The organism is Sphingobacterium sp. B16(2022) (assembly GCF_012030425.1).
GTDB lineage: Bacteria > Bacteroidota > Bacteroidia > Sphingobacteriales > Sphingobacteriaceae > Sphingobacterium > Sphingobacterium anhuiense.
Genome location: NZ_JAAUVN010000002.1, coordinates 492,618 through 511,388, shown reverse-complemented (window position 1 = coordinate 511,388; position 18,771 = coordinate 492,618). Strand labels below are relative to the sequence as shown.

The 18,771-nt window shown below is 37.3% G+C and carries 13 protein-coding genes; 4 read left to right on the top strand and 9 right to left on the bottom strand.

Going from position 1 to position 18,771, the window contains the following annotated elements; genetic code table 11:
* Nucleotides 1–122 precede the first annotated feature (122 nt).
* The 5 genes from HCX49_RS12475 to HCX49_RS12455 all read right to left on the bottom strand — a co-directional run bounded on the left by HCX49_RS12475 (nucleotide 123) and on the right by HCX49_RS12455 (nucleotide 10,615).
* Nucleotides 123–4,124 carry a two-component regulator propeller domain-containing protein gene (locus HCX49_RS12475; protein ID WP_168127241.1) on the bottom strand — a complete coding sequence of 1,334 codons (4,002 nt, stop codon included), beginning with the start codon at nucleotides 4,122–4,124 and terminating at the stop codon, nucleotides 123–125.
* 284 nt (nucleotides 4,125–4,408) lie between these two features.
* Nucleotides 4,409–4,987, bottom strand: a complete 579-nt coding sequence (locus HCX49_RS12470; RefSeq protein ID WP_237682789.1) for a fasciclin domain-containing protein — start codon at nucleotides 4,985–4,987, stop codon at nucleotides 4,409–4,411.
* Between the two features lie 4 nt (nucleotides 4,988–4,991).
* Nucleotides 4,992–6,365 carry a RagB/SusD family nutrient uptake outer membrane protein gene (locus HCX49_RS12465; protein WP_168127240.1) on the bottom strand — a complete coding sequence of 458 codons (1,374 nt, stop codon included), beginning with the start codon at nucleotides 6,363–6,365 and terminating at the stop codon, nucleotides 4,992–4,994.
* A gap of 9 nt (nucleotides 6,366–6,374) precedes the next feature.
* Entirely contained in the window at nucleotides 6,375–9,467 is a 3,093-nt protein-coding gene (locus tag HCX49_RS12460; RefSeq protein ID WP_168127239.1) for a SusC/RagA family TonB-linked outer membrane protein, read from the bottom strand.
* Nucleotides 9,468–9,754: 287 nt separating this feature from the next.
* Nucleotides 9,755–10,615, bottom strand: coding sequence for an HD domain-containing protein (locus HCX49_RS12455; RefSeq protein WP_168127238.1), 861 nt, complete (start codon nucleotides 10,613–10,615; stop codon nucleotides 9,755–9,757).
* A gap of 308 nt (nucleotides 10,616–10,923) precedes the next feature.
* Between HCX49_RS12455 and HCX49_RS12450 the strand changes: the two genes are divergently transcribed.
* The gene (locus HCX49_RS12450) at nucleotides 10,924–12,243 is read left to right on the top strand and encodes a serine hydrolase domain-containing protein (protein ID WP_168127237.1); all 1,320 of its coding nucleotides are present in this window, start codon (nucleotides 10,924–10,926) and stop codon (nucleotides 12,241–12,243) included.
* Nucleotides 12,244–12,591: 348 nt separating this feature from the next.
* Here HCX49_RS12450 and HCX49_RS12445 read toward each other — a convergent pair whose 3' ends face one another.
* Genes HCX49_RS12445 through HCX49_RS12435 form a run of 3 tightly spaced genes read right to left on the bottom strand, consistent with a single transcriptional unit; the run spans nucleotide 12,592 to nucleotide 14,063 of the window.
* Nucleotides 12,592–13,536 carry a HipA domain-containing protein gene (locus tag HCX49_RS12445; protein WP_165905912.1) on the bottom strand — a complete coding sequence of 315 codons (945 nt, stop codon included), beginning with the start codon at nucleotides 13,534–13,536 and terminating at the stop codon, nucleotides 12,592–12,594.
* Complete coding sequence (locus HCX49_RS12440) at nucleotides 13,529–13,864, bottom strand: HipA N-terminal domain-containing protein (protein ID WP_132770668.1); 336 nt, start codon at nucleotides 13,862–13,864, stop codon at nucleotides 13,529–13,531. The genes HCX49_RS12445 and HCX49_RS12440 overlap by 8 nt, the downstream gene beginning before the upstream one ends.
* Nucleotides 13,845–14,063, bottom strand: coding sequence for a type II toxin-antitoxin system Y4mF family antitoxin (locus HCX49_RS12435; RefSeq protein WP_132770669.1), 219 nt, complete (start codon nucleotides 14,061–14,063; stop codon nucleotides 13,845–13,847). The genes HCX49_RS12440 and HCX49_RS12435 overlap by 20 nt, the downstream gene beginning before the upstream one ends.
* A 369-nt stretch (nucleotides 14,064–14,432) precedes the next feature.
* On the opposite strand from HCX49_RS12435, the gene HCX49_RS12430 reads away from it, so the two are divergent.
* The gene (locus HCX49_RS12430; RefSeq protein ID WP_206368442.1) at nucleotides 14,433–16,634 is read left to right on the top strand and encodes an alpha-galactosidase; all 2,202 of its coding nucleotides are present in this window, start codon (nucleotides 14,433–14,435) and stop codon (nucleotides 16,632–16,634) included.
* Nucleotides 16,635–16,710: 76 nt separating this feature from the next.
* Here HCX49_RS12430 and HCX49_RS12425 read toward each other — a convergent pair whose 3' ends face one another.
* A complete protein-coding gene (locus HCX49_RS12425) occupies nucleotides 16,711–17,085 on the bottom strand; it encodes a winged helix-turn-helix transcriptional regulator (protein WP_168127236.1) in 375 nt (124 codons plus the stop codon).
* 91 nt (nucleotides 17,086–17,176) lie between these two features.
* On the opposite strand from HCX49_RS12425, the gene HCX49_RS12420 reads away from it, so the two are divergent.
* Nucleotides 17,177–18,169 (top strand): zinc-binding alcohol dehydrogenase family protein, encoded by a 993-nt coding sequence (locus HCX49_RS12420; RefSeq protein ID WP_168127235.1) that lies wholly within the window; start codon nucleotides 17,177–17,179, stop codon nucleotides 18,167–18,169.
* Entirely contained in the window at nucleotides 18,162–18,635 is a 474-nt protein-coding gene (locus HCX49_RS12415) for a cupin domain-containing protein (RefSeq protein WP_168127234.1), read from the top strand. The genes HCX49_RS12420 and HCX49_RS12415 overlap by 8 nt, the downstream gene beginning before the upstream one ends.
* Nucleotides 18,636–18,771 lie beyond the last annotated feature (136 nt).

The window sequence follows — 18,771 nt, the reverse complement described above, 5'->3', positions numbered from 1 at the left end:
TTGGTAGGATCAAATATAGCGCAGTAGTTATTTCCAGGAGGGGGTGTTATGTTAACAATTAGGGTATCTAATGTTAACTGGTGAGATCTGCAGAGATCATCTATAAATCACAAGAATTTAATTTACAGGCTTTTACGATAATAGGATGGTAAAAATCCAAAAGTAGCTTTAAAGTATTTCGTAAATTGTTTGGGATTACTAAAACCAACTTCATATGCAATTTCTGAAAGCGATAAACTGGAATGTTGTATCAGGTGCATGGCTCTTGTTAGACGGATATGCCTGATGTATTCTGTTGGTGAATATCCGGTAATGGCTAATATCTTTTTATAAAGTCCTACCCGGGTCATGTGCATGTTTCCTGCTAATATTTCGACAGACAACGTCGAGTCTGACAAATCTCGCTCGACTTCAAGAATGAATTCGCGAATGAACTTCTCGTCGGCAGACTCAACCTCTGGCTGGTTGAGTTCGATTGCGATATGCTTTTTGTATTTTTTGACCAGGGATGATTTTTGATCCAGGACACTGGCGATTTTAGATTTCAGCAATTCAAAATTAAATGGTTTTAGAATATAATCTGAAGCCCCTGCACGAAGTGCCTGCAGCTGTATTTTTTGATCCAGCACAGCGGTTACCATAATGACAGGAATATGTCGGTAACGTTCTGATGATTTTAGATACATACAAAAATCGATACCGCTTTCACCAGCAAGCTGAATATCGGCAATCACTAAATCATACTCCTTTTTGGTCAGATGGTCTTTTGCTTCCTTTACGGTACAGACACCATCAACTAAGTATTCATCGTTTAAATTTCTTTTCAAATATTCTAAAAACTCGACATGATCTTCAATCAGCAAAATCTGATTTCTCTTGTTGATTTGTTTCACTTGGCGTACTGATGTTTCCGAAATCGCTTCAATCGGTATTTCAACCACAAAACATGATCCTTCTCCGACTTTGCTCTGAACGGAAATATTTCCATTGAGAAACTCGACATATTCTTTCACAATGGCTAATCCAATACCTGTACCTTGATTTAAACGGCCATTGTTGATATCATATTGAAAATAACGGTCAAATATCCGATTTTGATATTCTTCCGGTATCCCGGGACTTTGGTCTTTAATCTCTAATCGCCATATATCGAGGTCATCGTTTTGTTCCTTAATTGTGCTCGTGATATGTATTGTACCTCCCGATCTACTGAACTTAATGGCATTGGACAATAGGTTGAATAGGATACTTTCCAATTTTCCTTTGTCAAAATTACCGAGATAATGATCGCGGTTATATATTACCTCGATGCAGAGCGAATTGACTTCGGCCAATTGGAAAAAGGGCTCAATCTGTTCTTTAGTAAAAAGAATTAAATCGCCATATTCGTCCATACGGCTAAGCTGGTTTTTTTCCAGTTTTCGAAAATCCAGCAATTGATTGACCAAAATCAATAGACGAGATGCATTTTTATTGATCAGTCTTAAATTCTCTTTTTTATGTTGATCTGTTTCTTCTTTTAGAAGCTGCTCTGATGGGGTTAAAATTAAACTGATCGGCGTTCTGAACTCGTGGCTTACGTTAGTAAAAAAGCGTGTCTTCAACTCTTCGAGTTCTTTTGCTTGCAGCGCCTGTTCTTTGACCATTATCAATTGATTTCGTGTCTTTGTCCGCAGTTTTACCCACGCTTGCCACAGGTAAATACAGGAAATAGAAATCAGGATATAGAGCAATAATGCCCAATTGCTCCTCCAAAAAGGAGGCTCAATCACGAGGGTTAATAATAATGTTTTTTCAGACCAGCTTTCATTATCGACTGAATGTCGGATGTAAAATCGGTATGTTTTGGAATCAAGATTCGTAAAATTGGCCTTCATTGTTCCGGTTTCAAAATCAAACCATTCCTCGCTGAGTCCATCCAACTGATACTGGTAAATCCGATTATCCTGCTGCAAATAATTAAATGAGGATAGTTCCAAGGAGATCGCATTTTGATCATATGGCAGTTCTAATTTCTTCACATTGGTCAGTGCCTCATCATAAATAACCTTGCCGTTTACACGTTCACCAACATTGATTTTACGATTAAAGAGATAGATATTGGATAGAACAGGTGTTATATTTTCTTTTGATCCCAAAATTTGATTTGGATCAATAATATTATAACCATTGGGGCCTCCAAATATAAGCTGTCCGTTATCCATCTTTAAAGCTGAATTTTCATTAAAGACATTGCTTTGTAGTCCCTGTTCTTTGGTGAAGTTACGAATGACAAATTGTTTAGCATTTTGATTGGGAACAATTTCAGACAGTCCCTTTGCTGTAGAAGCCCACATATTGCCCTTATTATCTTTAATTAATGTCAATACCGCATTGTCAATCAAACCGTCGCTCGTATTGAGGTATTGGATCGTTTCATCCTCAATGATATTTATTCCCTCTTGAGTGGCCACCCAAATGCGACCTAGTTCATCTTCCTTAATATCATATATCAAATCATTGGAAAGACGCAACTTTCCTTCTTTTTCATTAAATTGATGGATTTCTCCATTTGACCAAATCAATTCGATGCCTGTAGCAGTTCCAACCCAGATATTATTTTTTGAATCTTCAAATAAAACAGATACATAGGTACTGGAAATTGTCTTTCCCTCACGCGAGCGATAGGTGGAAAACGTTTCCGTATCCTTATTAAACAAATATAAACCAGCAGATAGTGTTCCAACCCAGAAACGCCCTCTTGAGTCTTCAAATATTTCCCAGACGCTATCGTCTGGTAATCGATCAGCGCCTTTGTTGTATGTTTTGAAACTTTTACCATCGAACCGACTCAATCCCCCGTGGTACGTACCTACCCAAAGTATATTTTTTTGATCCAGATACAGACTTACGACAACGTTACTGGGTAAAGAAGTTGCATCATTTGGATTGTGTAGATATTGTTTATATACTTTATCTTGAAAGTTATAATGCAAGAGACCGCCACCATTTGTACCGATCCATAAGTTATGATTTTGATCTTGAATAAACCTGTTGACATCATCAAATGGCAATGTTTTGGCGTAACCTGCATAATTTTGGTATACCGGAAAAAGCAGTAAGTTTGGATGATAATAACTGGTACCGCCCTTATATGTCCCAACCCAGATAATACCTTTCGGATCTTTATACAGGGATGTAATACTATTATAGGGTAAACTTCTTAAATTATACGCCTCGTGATTGATCACAATAATTGATTGCGTCTTTTTATTAAAGACATTGATTCCACCATGATCAGTAGCTAACCAAATGAGACCTTGTTCATCTTGAACGATACTGCCTACAAATACATTCGAAAGTTGTTCTTTGATGTGACTGATCTCATCCGATCCAGCTCTGACCCAAAATACGCCGATTGGAACATCTTTTGAATAAATCCACAGATCGCCTTCGCGATCTATAAATAGACCATACGTAACGCGCTGTTTGCTGGCAGGTAAAGAAAATTGTTTAAGAATCTTCCATGTCTTTTTTTGTACGAGCTGTGTCAAACCGTTTTCATAGATTATCCAAAAAGATTCCTTCGAATAATTTACAACATCGACTATTTTTTGATTCTTAAGTGGTGAAAATTTTCTCGTTTTTTTTGAAATCGTATGTGTTAGCATGAATGAATTATCGCTGTACAAAACAGCATATTCATCATCTTCAAAATGGCGGATAATTTGAGGATCTCCGATCGGTAAATTCCATGTCTGAAGAATGGAATCTATATTTTGAATGATTACTCCTTTTTTTTGATCGTACACATTCATTTTCGAATGGGTACGGATCCAAATTTGCTCCCCTGGTCCTTCAAATAATGCCGATATACGATTACTGCTCAATCCCAAGCCTTTGTTTGATGAATAACGGAAATTTGTAAATTGAAGTCCATCAAATCGACTAAGTCCAGATTCCGTTCCAAACCACATGTAATTATATTGATCTCGCAGGCTGCAATTGATATGGTTATGTACCAATCCTTGATCGGAAGTGATGTTCTTGAAAGAATAGACTGTCCCTTGCTCTTGACCGAAACAAAAACTAGTAATCCATGAAAAAAGAAGTATACTGATCGAAAGTAAGGTACTACGGAGCATCAAAATTTATAATTAGTACTGTAATACCAATATTAACAAAAATATTATTCAAATAAGAATAACCGATTGAAGTTTCGACATTTGTGTAGACAAATTATATGGATCTTTAACAAGCGATGAGGGGAACTGATACTGAGCCAGCAGAACGGGAAAGAACAAAAAAACTATTTAATCAGGCTTTAAAAATAAGAAGTAATTGGATCAGGTCTTGAACATCCGGTACTTTCTCAAAGAAAATTACGTTCCTGCATTTTAACTGTTGTGGAAATGCAGGAACAATATACCTATTTTACCTTCTCGGAATAGAAAACAACCTGATCAACAATATGGATGACACCATTGTCCGGAACAAGATTTGACGTACGGATTTGCCATTGCTTATTGGTTCCTTCATTGATGAGCCCCACATACGTACCGGTATGGGATAAATACATGATCTCACCTTTTTCAGTCTGATATGCAATGGGCTTGTTCTTTGGAGACAATGCAGGATCATTAAAATTCACTACTGCTTTTACAATATGATAACGCAACATATCTTTCAGTATGGATACCGGTACTGTACCTATAGCGTCGTAATTATTTTCTTCTAAATATGCCTTAAACGCACGATTCGTGGGCAGAATAAAGGTCGATTTCTCTGTACGTTCGTATAATGCTTCATCCTTAGCTAGCGTAATTGCTTCTTTTAGGGAAGACAAAGAATCATTTTTTTGGATATAGGCCCATGCAGACATATTTAATTTGCTATTGTCTTCTGCATAATCGTATTCAAAGCTGTCCTGTACTTCGCAACTAAAAAAAGTAACCACCACTGCAAAACTAAACAGAAAAAAAGTAACGATATATTTGATCTTCTTCATATGATTATCTATAAAATTCATTTTGTTTCAAATTTGGATTTTTTAATAGTTCGCCTTCGTGTATTGGCCACAGGAGATTTCGATTGTCCGAGAGACCGTTGATCGGTTTCATGGTTGAAATTGCAGTACCAGTCCGTACAAGATCAAACCACCGATGTCCTTCAAAAGAAAGCTCTATAGATCTTTCGTGCAAAATACCGGTTAGTAAGTTTCCAAATTGGATGTTAGCTTTATTTTGATCCAAAGCAACGAGTCCTGCACGAATGCGGATACGGTTCAGTAAGTCCAATGCTTCAACGGGCTGGTTTAAATTTGCATGTGCTTCGGCCTTCAGTAAGAGGATATCAGCCACTCTGGTAAGTACCATATTTCCTGCCGAAGGTTCTGGACTCTCGTCATTAAATCCCTGTCCAAAAAATTTCCAGATCTTACGTGGCTGTACTTGGGACACATCGTAAATCCGTGGTTTGCGGAGATCCCCCGGTTCGATAGACGCAATAAAAGATGTACTGGGTACATAGTCACTATCTGATCCCATGGCGTACCATATACGGAGGTTATTGGTCTGTACTTCATTGTAGCCGACTTCAAAAATACTTTCAGCACTGCTCCCTTTTACAAAAATGTTATTCCAATCCTCGATCGACACCAAGGTATATTGCGGATCTGCGAGCACCTTTTCGGACATTTCTATGGCCTGCGCATATTTCTTTTGCCACATATACAGTTGCGTCAGAAATGCATAAGCAGCTCCTTTGGTGATCAGCACGCGGTTCCCGGCACCTGAATAATTTGTAGCACAATTCTCCGTCGCGAGCATCAAATCTTCCTCTACCTTAGCCAATACTTCAGCCTCCGTGTTCTTTTTGACAAACAGATCTTGACCCAAACCCTCATACGGTTCGATGACTAAAGGTACCTCCCCCCAGATCCGAACTAAGTAAAAATAAGCGAGTGCCCTCAACGCATGTGCCTGCCCGAGTAATTGTTTTTTTAGTTCGCTATCCTCATCTCCAAATGCTTGGGGAATATATTTGATTGCGTAATTCGCGCGGGATATAACGGTATAAAAATTATCCCACCGTGCTGAATTGATAATTGGCGTTAGCGTATTTTGTTGCAGCGCTCCAGGATCACCGGCATGACGGGTCACCACATTATCAGCCCGGCCCTCGCCCCAGTGGGCATAATTTTGACGGAAAAGAGTTTGTAGACCATTATAGATTCCATTGACTCCAGCTTGGGCATCACTGGGCTTTTTATAATACCCTTCTCCAGAAAAATTGCTAATAGGTTCCTTATCCAGCAATGAATTAGAACAGCTGGTAACAGATAGAAAAAGAATAGACCAAAATATGTATTTATACAATTTTTTCATCGTTATTTATTAAAGTCCAAAGATTAAACCAAACGTAAATGTGCGGCTCTGTGGGTAAGAACCTTCATCCAACCCTACACGAAGGCCGGAATAGGAATTGACATCGGGGTCAAAGCCAGTATATTTGGTCCAAGTGACCAGATTCGTAGCAGTAACAAATGCATCCAGCTTGCGCAGGCCGATCCGTTTGCTCAAAGCTGAATCAAAAGAATATCTTAAATTGACGTTCTTTAATTTGAGATACGAACCATCTTCAACCCATCTACTTTGGACTCTGCTATCGGACTGTTTTGGATCGTCCCGAATCAATCGGGGAAAATCTGTTTGATCCCCCTGCTCCCGCCACCGATCAAGGGCATCGGTAGATAAATTGTTGTAACGGACAATTGAGTTTCGTTGATGATTCAATTCGTTGTAAATCTGATTACCGACAGCGTATTGAAAAAACACATTCAGATGAAAGTTCTTATAGCTAAAATCGTTGGAGATTCCGCCGAAATACTTAGGCTCTGCATATCCGATTATCTCCCGGTCATTCTGATCGATAATTTTGTCATTGTTGACATCCTTCCAAATGGGGTCTCCACCTACAAAGACAGCTCCGTTGGCTCCGTTTGTTAGCTTGTTTGTATTGTCTTCATCACGCGCATAGACGCCAAGAAAACTCCAACCATAAAATACGCCAATAGGTAAACCCTCTTTTAGTATATGGAAATTACCGTTTTGGATATGCCCATTGGTCAATAAATTCTTAGGTAAAGAGGTCACTTTATTCCTATTCAAGCTAATGTTTACATTCGTGCTCCAACGAAAGGCTCCTTCTAGATTGCGGGTCTGTAGGCTAAATTCCAAGCCCCGATTCTCAATCGAACCTATGTTTTGCGTAATATATTCAAAGCCAGAAGTTCCGGGGGTAGGCACATTATACAGCAGATCCTTTGTTTTCTTCAAGTACGCATCTGTTGAAAATAGGATTCTATTTTTAAAAAATCCAAGCTCTAAACCCAGATTATATTGGTGGGTAGTCTCCCAAGTGAGGCTCGGATTGGGCATCACTGTCGGCGCAGCACCCGAAAAATCCAAATAGTTTGTTCCTAAGGTAAACTCTCCTCTTGATGTGTAATCACCGATGGCTTCATTTCCAGTACTTCCGAGGCTAAAACGGAGCTTACCGTCGCTGAGCCAGCCCAAATTTTTGATACCTTCTTCTTCCACGAAACGCCATCCTGCGGATGCAGAGGGAAAGAACCCAAACCGCCGATCACGGCCAAAGCGAGAAGAACCGTCAGAACGAAGATTGAATTCTAATAAATATTTGCTCTCATAATCGTATGTAACCCGGCCGAAATAAGAAAGCATAGCATGTTCGGAAGCGACATTTACACCCTGGTTTGAAATGACAGATGCACCATTTAGGGTACGTATGTCATCGCTTGGAAAATATTCTCCATTGAGACCTGTTCTGTCATAACGCCATTTCTGAAAGCTCACTCCAAACACAGCCCCAATATTGTGCTTATCCGCTACATTTTTGGTGTAAGTAAAGTAGCTCTCATTTCCCCAAGTAAGATTTCCGGAAGATCGCACAGCACCGCTATTGTATCCTTCGCGATAGTCCAGTATCGATGGCATAAATTCATCTTCCTTCATTGCAATATAATCCAGATTGACATTGCTCCGGAATTTAAGATCTTTATAGATATCAATTTCTAGATATTGGCTTCCAATAATGCGATTGCTCTTATTGAGATTGGTTGAAAACAAAGCCATACCGACAGGGTTGCGCTGTCCAATCATATAGCCGTTCAGTGATCCATCAGGCAAGTACATCGACATATTTGGCGGCCTTATCAATAAACTCCTGATAATACTCAAATTCCCTGATCCAGCAGCATTCGTTCGGTTGTTGACCGCGTTTGTGTAGGAAATGCTCTGCCCTATCCGCACACGATCTGAAATTGTAAAGTCAACATTCAGTCGGGAGGTGAACCGTTTATAATTCGAATTCAATATAACTCCATCTTGATCCAAATAGGACGAACTCCAGGCGTATTTTGTTCCTTCATTACCTCCTCTTACAGAAAGATCCAACTTATATTGTTTTGCTGTACGCATCAATTCATCCTGCCAGTCTACATCACCATTGTTCATGGGGTTGAGGGAATCGATAATCGTATAGAAAGGGTCTTCTGGGATTGTCATCCCACGATAAGAGTCCAACACTGCTTCTCGGTATTGTCTGGCATTAAGAACACTTAGTTTTCGCGTCAAGGAACTCACTCCTGCATTTGCATTCAATATCACTTCCGGCTTACCAGCTGCACCACGTTTGGTCGTAATCATCACAACTCCATTGGCAGCGCGGGAACCATAAATTGCTGTTGAGGCTGCATCTTTTAGGATTTCAATAGAGGCGATATCGCTTGGATTGATATCCGCCATTGGATTTAGACCTGAATTTTCTGTACCATTTAAAGAAGAAATAGAATTGGATTCCAGCGGAATACCATCCACAACAAAAAGCGGATTATTACCCGAGTTCAGCGAAGAACTTCCCCGGACACGGATACTCATCTCTCCCCCAGGTGCTCCCGAATTGGACGATACCTGCACGCCGGCTGCCCGTCCCTGTAAAATGGAAATCGGATCCTGCAACGTTGTTTTCTCAATTTCAGCAGCACCCACAGAAACAATAGCTCCTGTTAGATTTCGTTTTTTCTGACGGCCGTATCCCACCACAACCGTTTCTTCGATCACATTGGAAACAGGTGCTAAAGCTATTGTATAGCTTGTACGCGTATCTATTTTTATCGTCTGACTGGAATATCCCAAAAATGAAAAAGTAAGCGATTGTCCTATTGCCCCATTGTCTAATACAAAACCACCCTGTTTATCTGTCGTTACGGTCGTACCATTTTTATCGTCAAGCTTTATCGTAACCCCGAGTAAAGGTGTCTTTGTCACCGCATCGATCACTTTACCAAGGATCGTTTTTTGCTGCGCTGCCGAAGCGCAAGGAATAATGAATAGGACATGCAAAAAAAACAAGGATGGTGCATAATACGACAACCATAGTTTACATTGGGTAGCACTAAATTTCATACAAAGGTTTTAAGTTTAGATCATCTAAAAATTGTCGATAACGATTAATAAAAAGTATTTTAATGAAAACATTTACATTAAAACTTAAGCATTATCAAATAATTAACGACGAAAAAAAACCTATAGTATATGAAGTAATACATTTTGTAACATTATTGTTATAAATATAGGTTTCCTGCTCCTGAAGCACACACTTATTCTGACCGATTTATGAGGGGAATTGGCAGATATAAATTATTATATAAGATTAATGAGAAATTTAGTGATGGTAAAAAAGATTTCCTTTATTAAGTACCTATGACCATAGGCTTTAGTATTCTCTCTTTGAAAACCTCTCCAGATCGAGATTCTGAAAAACTTTCGAAACCTTGCAGATTTATTATTTTTTCAAGTTCTGCATTGAGATCAGGATCGGTCTTTATTATGGATAAAACTGCAGGATCATCTTTCCAGAGATCGGATAAAACAAGAATACCTTTTTCCAGTCCTAAAGCAATCAATTCTGCAAGCTTGGTATTGGCGAATATATGTTCCGGTTTTCTGAAATATGCATTATTGAGCTGAAGATATTTACTGGTAATCCATGAAGCTACTTTTTCACTCTGAACACCAATCTTACCATCCTGAACACCAAGTTCGCTTATAAAATCATGTGCCTCCACAATATCGATTAGGCCGAAATGATATAAATCCCTAATGGTATAATCTATTCGATCTGCACAAAGCGCAGGTAGCGGCATCTCAAGCAAAGTATGCTTTGGATCTTCCAGTAAAGAAGTACTGAATCCATATTTATTGAGAATAGAGGGGATAGTGGACGTTGCTATTACCTCTTCAAAAATTTGCTCATGATAATCTTCGCCTTTATGCTGCAGAACATAATCGATAACATGTGAAAATGCCGTATGGGAGACATCGTGCAAAAGAGCAGCAACCTGTTCTTCCAAACTCCCTCCAAGTTTCCTCACGAGAAGCATAACGCCGATAGAATGTTCATATCTGCTGTGATCAACATATGGAGAAACCAAAAAAATGGCACCTCCCTGATGAATATTTTTTAACCGTTGAACAGGCTCCGAGTTTATTAGCTCGCTAAGAATATCTTCAAGTTCGAAATTGCCGTAAAAAATATCACTTACTATCATCATTCAAATATAAAGTATTTAAGGTAATGATAGAGGTAAAAATGAAAACGCCCTTCTTTGTACAGGAATTCTATTAAAAAAATCATTTACAGTGCAATTGAACCAGTATGATTTACTATAAAAACTTATTTACACTGTTGGGCTCCATTTTTTTAAGCACAATTCTAATGATCGCATGGATATTATTCAAAGAAAATCAAACTCGTAAAGTATTAAAATATAAACTAAAACAATTATCTTTAAAGTCTAAGAAGCTGTAAATTACGACAGGCTCTTTATCCATCAAATTAAAAACCATAAGACAAATTATTATGCTTAAAAAAATTTCAAGTTACTTCGTACTTCTTTTGATCTCGACTGGTAGCTATGCGCAAAATTTCGATTCACAAAAACTAGACTCGTATTTTGCATCACTGGAGCAAAATAACAAGTTTATGGGAAGTGTGGCTATATCAAAAAATGGTACACTTATATATTCCAAATCGGTCGGCTTTTCTGATCTTGAAAAAAATAAGAAAGCAACTACAAATTCTAAGTATAGAATTGGCTCCATTTCAAAAACATTTACTTCTGTTTTGGTTTTGAAAGCTGTAGAAATGAAAAAACTAAAACTAGATCAAACCATCGAAAGCTTTTTTCCGACGATTAAAAATGCTAAAAAAATAACCGTAGAACATTTATTAAGCCACAGAAGTGGAATACATAATTTTACGGATGACAAGGATTACCTGACCTGGAATACACAGCCTAAGACCGAAAAAGAAATGGTAGCAATTATTGCAAAAGCGGGCAGTGATTTTGAACCTGACAGCAAAGCGCAATACAGCAATTCAAATTTTGTACTGCTAACTTACATGCTTGAAAAAAGTTTCAAAAAAAGTTACACAGATCTGTTAAAAGAATTTATAACAAAACCTCTTGATTTGAAGAACACCTATATGGGAGGAAAAATTAATCCAGCGAAAGAAGAATGCAAATCATATACCTTTAATGAGAAATGGATTCTTCAACCTGAAACAGATATTTCTATACCTCTGGGAGCTGGAGGAGTTGTTTCTACACCAAGCGATTTGGTCGATTTCAGCAATGCACTGTTTAATGGCAAATTGTTGAATCCTGAAAATCTTGAAATCATGAAAAGCATCAAAGATCAATATGGGGTAGGCTTATTTCAAATTCCTTTTTATGATAAAATTGGATATGGACACACCGGAGGAATTGATGGTTTTAGTTCTGTCTTTTCTCATTTTGATGACGAAAATATTGATTTTGCTTTAACTTCAAACGGAACTAATTTCAATAATAACAATATTGCTATTGCGTTATTAAGTGCAGTTTATAATAAACCATATGATATTCCAAATTTTTCCAGCCATGAAGTATCTTCAGAAGATCTGGATAAGTATTTAGGTATTTATGCGTCCAAACAAATCCCCTTGAAAATTACGATTACAAAAGACAAAAAAACGCTGATGGCTCAAGCAACAGGACAGTCGGCATTTCCTCTTGAAGCAACAGAAAAAGATAAATTCAAATTTGAACAGGCAGGGATTGTTTTAGAATTTAGACCGGAAGAAAAAACAATGAAATTGAAACAAGGTGGTGGAGAATTTCTGTTCAATCTGGAATAATAAATCAGTAGGTCAAGGTAAGACATTCTAAGCCGATTACAATATAAAATGCTTGTAAATATACGATTTGCAAGCATTTTATATTAACCAATGACTTGTCCTCCAATACTTTTGTAATTTTTATTATTTAAATAAAAATTTTAGCCCCTTCTTTAATTTTAATTATAAAATCAGTTTTAGCACCTCTATAACTTACACAATTATACTCATACTTTTTTTTGCGAACGCAACTTTTAGCGTCTTATGTGATGTCCCTATCTCAGGAAACGGAATCAGAAAATCCCTATAACACTTCTAATCCATGATTTCCAAGTCCTATTTGAATATGAAATGTAGAAAAGAAAAAAACTATAAAAATAAACTTGCTCTTTCCTCGACTAACGTTTTGAATGCAGATTTATTATCATCGTTTAAAAAAGAAATATCAATGAGCTGTAATGCTTTTGGATTCCATTCTAGTATTCTTTTGTAAACCGTTTTAACTTGCTTATCATTTAAACCCAAAACTTCAGCCAATCGATTAAAATATCCTTTACTAAAATTCATCTTTTTCCCGCCTAATAATAAAGCTGTATCTTCCTTATCTTTAGGAAAAATGATCTTGACATTAAGCAAATCGTAAGCTGGAGAAAACACCCAGCCCAAAGAAGAATCGTTTAGCATAGAAAAGTTCTTTAGATGCATATCGTTATTTCCAATGATAAAGTTGAAAACAGTTAGTTCAAAAAATCGACGTTTATCTAACAAAGTATGGTTTGACAATTTTCCTATCATATTACCCAACAATTCCATACTACCTTTATACTTGTTTTCCAACTCCAATATCTGTAAAAAGTCTATCATATGATTTTTTGAACCATCTACATTGCGATCGATACGCTTGGTAATATAACAGAGCTCTCCAGTGATTAGTCTGATCATAGCATATGGAACTGTTTTTATATTAAATAACTCTGCTAATTTCATGGATAAATGTTCATTTTCTGGCATTTGGCTATACAAAGCATTTTGTGGCTTTAAAATATAATTACCTTCCAAGGCGTCTAAAATCGTTAATCGTCCTCGTTGACCATCAGTTAACAAATTTTTTATCCAGCCCAGAGAAAGTTTGGGTTGTACACCTGGTACTGTGATTGAATGTTGTACAGATTCTCTTGCCAAAAGTTCCATTTCATCCAAACGATATGGTAGAACGGGAGGTTCCTCTGCTCCATAAAACAATTTAGAGCATTTAGGATGATAGTCAATTTCCCTTTCACCTAATTCCTTATAGCAATACAGACATTTATTCATCTTCGTTTAATTCTATAGGGTGTACGGATACTGCGCCAATACTATTTTGACAACAAGCCAATAATAATCCCATTCTATCATTTTGATTTAATTTCCAACTTGCACTTGCAATATCTAATAACCAGCCCTCAGGTATCAAGCCGTCAAAAAATGGAAACATGGACACGCTATTATACGGGTATTTCCTTACAGGCATTTGAAATGTTATAAATTGATCAGGAAATTCTTTAATATATCCTTCATTATATTGAAAAACATATGTCCCTTCTTCTGTTTCCGTAAGTGTTCCTGCAATTATATTATTATATTTAATGATTCCCTGTCTCATAATCTTTAGCATTAACTGGTCCTAAAAAATGTCCAAAAAGCATTAACACCTGATTTACTTTTGTTAGACTTAAATTATCTTTACCTTGCTCAATCTTACGGACAACTGTTAAAGCTACTCCAGCACTTTCAGCAAGATCCTCTTGTGTGAGTCCGAGTTGCTTTCTTTTGGATTTTACAAATTCTGCTATTATATTCATTTTATATGCTTTTACATATAAAAATAAGAAAAAATATCAAATTATATGCATAAGCATATAAAAATATGAAATAATGATATATTATATGTAAAAGCATATAACCCACTTATTATGTCGCTTTTGCCCAGGCATTGATATCTTGGGTAAATTCATAAGCCTCAACCCTACAAACCATAAAAAAATAAAATAAACAATCTGCAGTTCTGATTATAATTATTGATCATTTTGAGAACAATCTAGCAATCACTATCTTAGTTGAAACGTTACTATTTATTATAGTCCACACCGATGCATCCGATCAATACGATATGGAATACATTAGGCTTTAATTAAATAGTGCTAATTACTTCAGAACCCTAAACCAACAATATGACAAAATTTATGCTACTATTTTTGTTGCTCCCTATTTTTATTGATAGTAGTGCACAACAAACGCAATTGCAACTCAAGACAACAAAAAATATCATCCTCGAAACTGCTGGCATCGCACTGGTTCTGAATGTAGAAGAAAACAAAGATGTCAATATGGTCTACCTTGGAAATAAGCTGTCAAAAGCCGATGAATATACACAAGTAACCAGGCAATATAAACAAGCTCATGATTATACCAGCATGTATCAATCTGCTTATGCGGCCTCGGGCACCCGAAACTTACTTGAACCTGCTATAAGCGTCGAGCATGCCGACGGTAATCAATCTTTAGATCTTAAATATATCGACCATAAAAATGATATCAGTATTGCTGGCAAACAGCATGTCACCATTTTTATGAAAGATGAACTGTACCCTTTCTATGTCGAATTACATTATCAGGCAAATTATCAGGACAACATTTTTGAACAATGGACGGTTATTCGGCATGAAGAGAAAAAAAATGTAAAACTAACCAAATTTGCTTCGGCTAATCTTAACCTGAAATCAGACGATTTTTACTTACGTAGCTATCACGGTGACTGGATAGCCGAGATGCAACCAGAAACAGAAAGACTTACCCATGGTATCAAAACACTGGACAGTAAACTGGGTACCCGGACCAACTTGTTGATGAGTTCTTACTTTGCCATTGGTATGGATAAGACATGGAATGAAACACAGGGAACAGTATTACTAGGTGGGTTGGATTGGAGCGGCAACTTCAGAATTGATTTTGAAAAAGATCCGCAGGATAATTTAAGAATTATTGCAGGCATTAATAATTATGCATCGCATTATGCTTTAAAACCTAAAACAGCTTTCACTACCCCAAAATTCACCTATACGCTGTCGACGAAAGGTGTAGGTGAAGGATCTCGTAATTTTCATAGATGGGCAAAAAATAACCGCCTGGTTGATGGAAACGGAGAACGCCTCACCTTGCTCAACAACTGGGAAAGTACCTATTTTGATTTTGATGAAAAGAAGATCTTTCATCTGCTTGAAAACACCAAAAAATTAGGTGTTGATCTTTTCCTGTTAGATGATGGTTGGTTTGGAAATAAATATCCCCGAAATGCGGACACATCTGCATTAGGAGACTGGACTGAGAATAAGAAAAAACTACCCAATGGAATTGCCTCAATCACAAAAGAAGCCGATAAAGTGGGTGTGAAATTTGGTATCTGGGTAGAACCTGAGATGATAAGTCCCAAAAGTGAACTTTATGAAAAGAAACCAAACTGGGTGGTGAAGCAGACAAACAGACCTGAATATTATTTTAGAAATCAGCTCGTGCTGGACTTATCCAATCCCGAAGTACAAGATTTTGTCTTCAACACTCTTGATCAATTATTACAGAAAAATCCTTCTTTAGCTTATATCAAATGGGACTGTAATGCTGTGATATACAATGCATACTCGAGTTTCCAAAGTGACCAAAATAATTTCTATGTTGACTACACGTTGGGCTTATACAAGGTACTGGAACGATTCCGAGCCAAATACCCGAAACTTCCCATGATGCTTTGTTCTGGTGGTGGTGGGCGTATCGATTATGGTGCATTAAATTACTTTAGTGAATATTGGCCAAGTGACAACACCGATCCTTACGATCGGATCTTTATGCAGTATGAAAACTCCCTGTTCTTTCCCGCAATAGGAAGTGCAAACCATGTCACCACTTTTGGCAAACAAGATCTTAAATTTAAAATTGATGTAGCCATGATGGGAAAAATGGGTTTTGATCTAAATTTAGAAGAATTGCGTCCGGAAGAACTAAGCTTCGCACAAAAAGCCGTCAAAACATACGATAATATCAAAGATATCGTGTGGCATGGTAATCTTTATCGCTTTTCTAATCCTAGAGAAAATAATTATGCTAGTCTTGCCTACATAAACAGCGATAAAAGTAAAGCAGTGATGTTCAATTACCTCACCTTTTATAACCATGTTTTTAAAATCACTAAACCGATCAAATGGCAAGGTTTAGATCCGAATAAATCGTACAAAGTCCAAGAAATAAACCTGAATAAAGACGATAACACGATCGCTGAAAACCTGATCCTATCAGGAGACTTCTTAATGAATATTGGATTAAATCCTGTTTTAGAAAATAACAGAACAAGCGTTGTCATCCTGTTGACAGCTACTCCATAAGTAGATCGATCACTTAACAACTTTAAATATCCTATTTCCTTTTCCATTCGACGGGGAAAGGGAATAGGATATTTTATTACAACGAATTTTTAATTTTATCTCTATGGATCAAACCCCAGTTTACCAGCGTCTCGGTCACCGGAAATACTGATTTCCCGTATTCTGTTACAGCATAAATGACCGTAATGGGTTTGGTATCTTGAATGGTTCTTGTAATCAGTAAATTGATTTCAAGCTCTCGGAGTTCTTTACTCAGCATTTTAGCTGAAATTCCCTCTATCCCTCTTTGCAATTTCTTAAAATGAATTTGTTGATCCGTTCTGTTGGTCAGATAACGTAAAATCATCAGTTTCCACTTACCTCCCAATACATCGAGACTGTCGCGCATGGCAAAAAGCTCTTCTGTACATGTCGCCGGTCTTTCTACACCATTCTCTATAATATTTGCCATAATAGTTACCTTCATGTTACTAGTTACCAACAGTTAACTAGTGGCAAATATAAACTATTCTGCCTATACCTTTGTATAAAATAAACACGTCATGAAAGTAGTTATGCTCAATAAACAGGGTCAGCTGGAAGATGGATCTATTCCTAAACCAATACCGAAAGACCATGAAGTTTTGATCCAAATAAAAGCGAGCGGTTTTAATCCTATCGATTACCAGATGCTGCAAAATGAACATGAAAGAAAACTGATCAGTTCACCGATATTGGGACGAGAACTGGCAGGAATCGTAGTGGATAAGGGTGCTCAAGTACTTGATCTACAAATCGGTGATGAGGTATTCTGTGCTAGTGGAGCAATGGGTAGCAATGGTACTTATGCAGCATTTATTGCCGTTCCTGAAGCTATTGTTGCTGTAAAACCCCGAAAAATCTCTTTTGAAGAAACGGCAGCAATACCATCGGCAGCGCTGACAGCACTACAAATTTTTAATCGGCTCCAAATCAGCCCGAAAGATACAATCCTGATCACGGGAGCCTCGGGTGGAGTCGGATCTTTTCTTGTCAAGATATTAGTGGCGCATAAAATTAAGAATATCATGGCTACGGTAGGTAGTGAGGAAAATACTAAACTGCTCTTGAATATGGGACTAAAGGAAAATCAGATCGTCAATTATAAACTGCCTAATCTAAGAGATAATCTGCTTAAAGCAAACAACAATCTAACCTTTGATATCGGAATCGATCTGGTTGGAAACGAGATTGCCGAAATTACAGCGGAATTGCTAAAAATTAATGGAACTTATGTTGATGTTACCTTTATGACCACCGCGAAATCTCGTGAAATGCTCTTTAATAAAGGAAGTAGCATATTGAATATCTCCAATTATGCACACAGCATGACCAAAAATTACGCATACTACAAAGATAATCTCCAGCGTATTGCGGAAATGATCCAAGACGGAACCATAAGTCCGCCAAGTTATAAAATTGTAGGCAAGCTTTCCACTGAAACAGTGCTGGAAGCTCATCGTATGCTTAAATACAATCAAACGAACGGAAATAAATTAATAATGATCCATGAATAAAATACCAAGAAGAATCGTCACCGGAATCCAAAACGGAAAGTCTGTGATCCTTGAAGATAAAATTGTAGCAAATGCTGTAGAACATTTTCCTAATTTGGTGATATCAGATGTTTGGAATACGCAACAGATGCCTGCCAGCCTGGATTATGAAATGCAGATCCCCAATAAGGGTTTCCCTGAAACGCCAAAAAACGGAACGTATTTTCGTTATGTCTCTATCCCTCCTGACAAAGAGCTTGGTCTAGATGTAAAAATTGGACAGCCCCATCCGATGATGCATCAGACCTCCACATTGGATTACATCATCATCCTTTCGGGAGAACTTTACCTGATCATGGAAGAAGGTGAAACGCTTTTAAAAGCAGGAGACATTGTCATTCAGAAAGGAACGAACCACGCTTGGAGCAACCGCTCTGATCATCCATGTATACAACTCGCTATTTTAATTGACGCAGTACAAGAATAATTAGTTCTGTTCTTCTTAATGATGAGACTTTCAATACATTATTTCTTGCGGAAATTTCAGGTTCCAAATTTGAAGGCATTCATAATATGTAATAAAAGTCAGAAACCTGACAATTTATAACCTATTCTTGAATCCA

What these genes read in the sequence shown, in the direction of transcription:
- HCX49_RS12475 (WP_168127241.1), bottom strand. Translation starts at nt 4,124, where the DNA reads ATGCTCCGTAGTACCTTACTTTCGATCAGTATACTTCTTTTTTCATGG.
- HCX49_RS12470 (WP_237682789.1), bottom strand. Translation starts at nt 4,987, where the DNA reads ATGAAGAAGATCAAATATATCGTTACTTTTTTTCTGTTTAGTTTTGCA.
- HCX49_RS12465 (WP_168127240.1), bottom strand. Translation starts at nt 6,365, where the DNA reads ATGAAAAAATTGTATAAATACATATTTTGGTCTATTCTTTTTCTATCT.
- HCX49_RS12460 (WP_168127239.1), bottom strand. Translation starts at nt 9,467, where the DNA reads ATGAAATTTAGTGCTACCCAATGTAAACTATGGTTGTCGTATTATGCA.
- HCX49_RS12455 (WP_168127238.1), bottom strand. Translation starts at nt 10,615, where the DNA reads ATGATGATAGTAAGTGATATTTTTTACGGCAATTTCGAACTTGAAGAT.
- HCX49_RS12450 (WP_168127237.1), top strand. Translation starts at nt 10,924, where the DNA reads ATGCTTAAAAAAATTTCAAGTTACTTCGTACTTCTTTTGATCTCGACT.
- HCX49_RS12445 (WP_165905912.1), bottom strand. Translation starts at nt 13,536, where the DNA reads ATGAATAAATGTCTGTATTGCTATAAGGAATTAGGTGAAAGGGAAATT.
- HCX49_RS12440 (WP_132770668.1), bottom strand. Translation starts at nt 13,864, where the DNA reads ATGAGACAGGGAATCATTAAATATAATAATATAATTGCAGGAACACTT.
- HCX49_RS12435 (WP_132770669.1), bottom strand. Translation starts at nt 14,063, where the DNA reads ATGAATATAATAGCAGAATTTGTAAAATCCAAAAGAAAGCAACTCGGA.
- HCX49_RS12430 (WP_206368442.1), top strand. Translation starts at nt 14,433, where the DNA reads ATGACAAAATTTATGCTACTATTTTTGTTGCTCCCTATTTTTATTGAT.
- HCX49_RS12425 (WP_168127236.1), bottom strand. Translation starts at nt 17,085, where the DNA reads ATGGCAAATATTATAGAGAATGGTGTAGAAAGACCGGCGACATGTACA.
- HCX49_RS12420 (WP_168127235.1), top strand. Translation starts at nt 17,177, where the DNA reads ATGAAAGTAGTTATGCTCAATAAACAGGGTCAGCTGGAAGATGGATCT.
- HCX49_RS12415 (WP_168127234.1), top strand. Translation starts at nt 18,162, where the DNA reads ATGAATAAAATACCAAGAAGAATCGTCACCGGAATCCAAAACGGAAAG.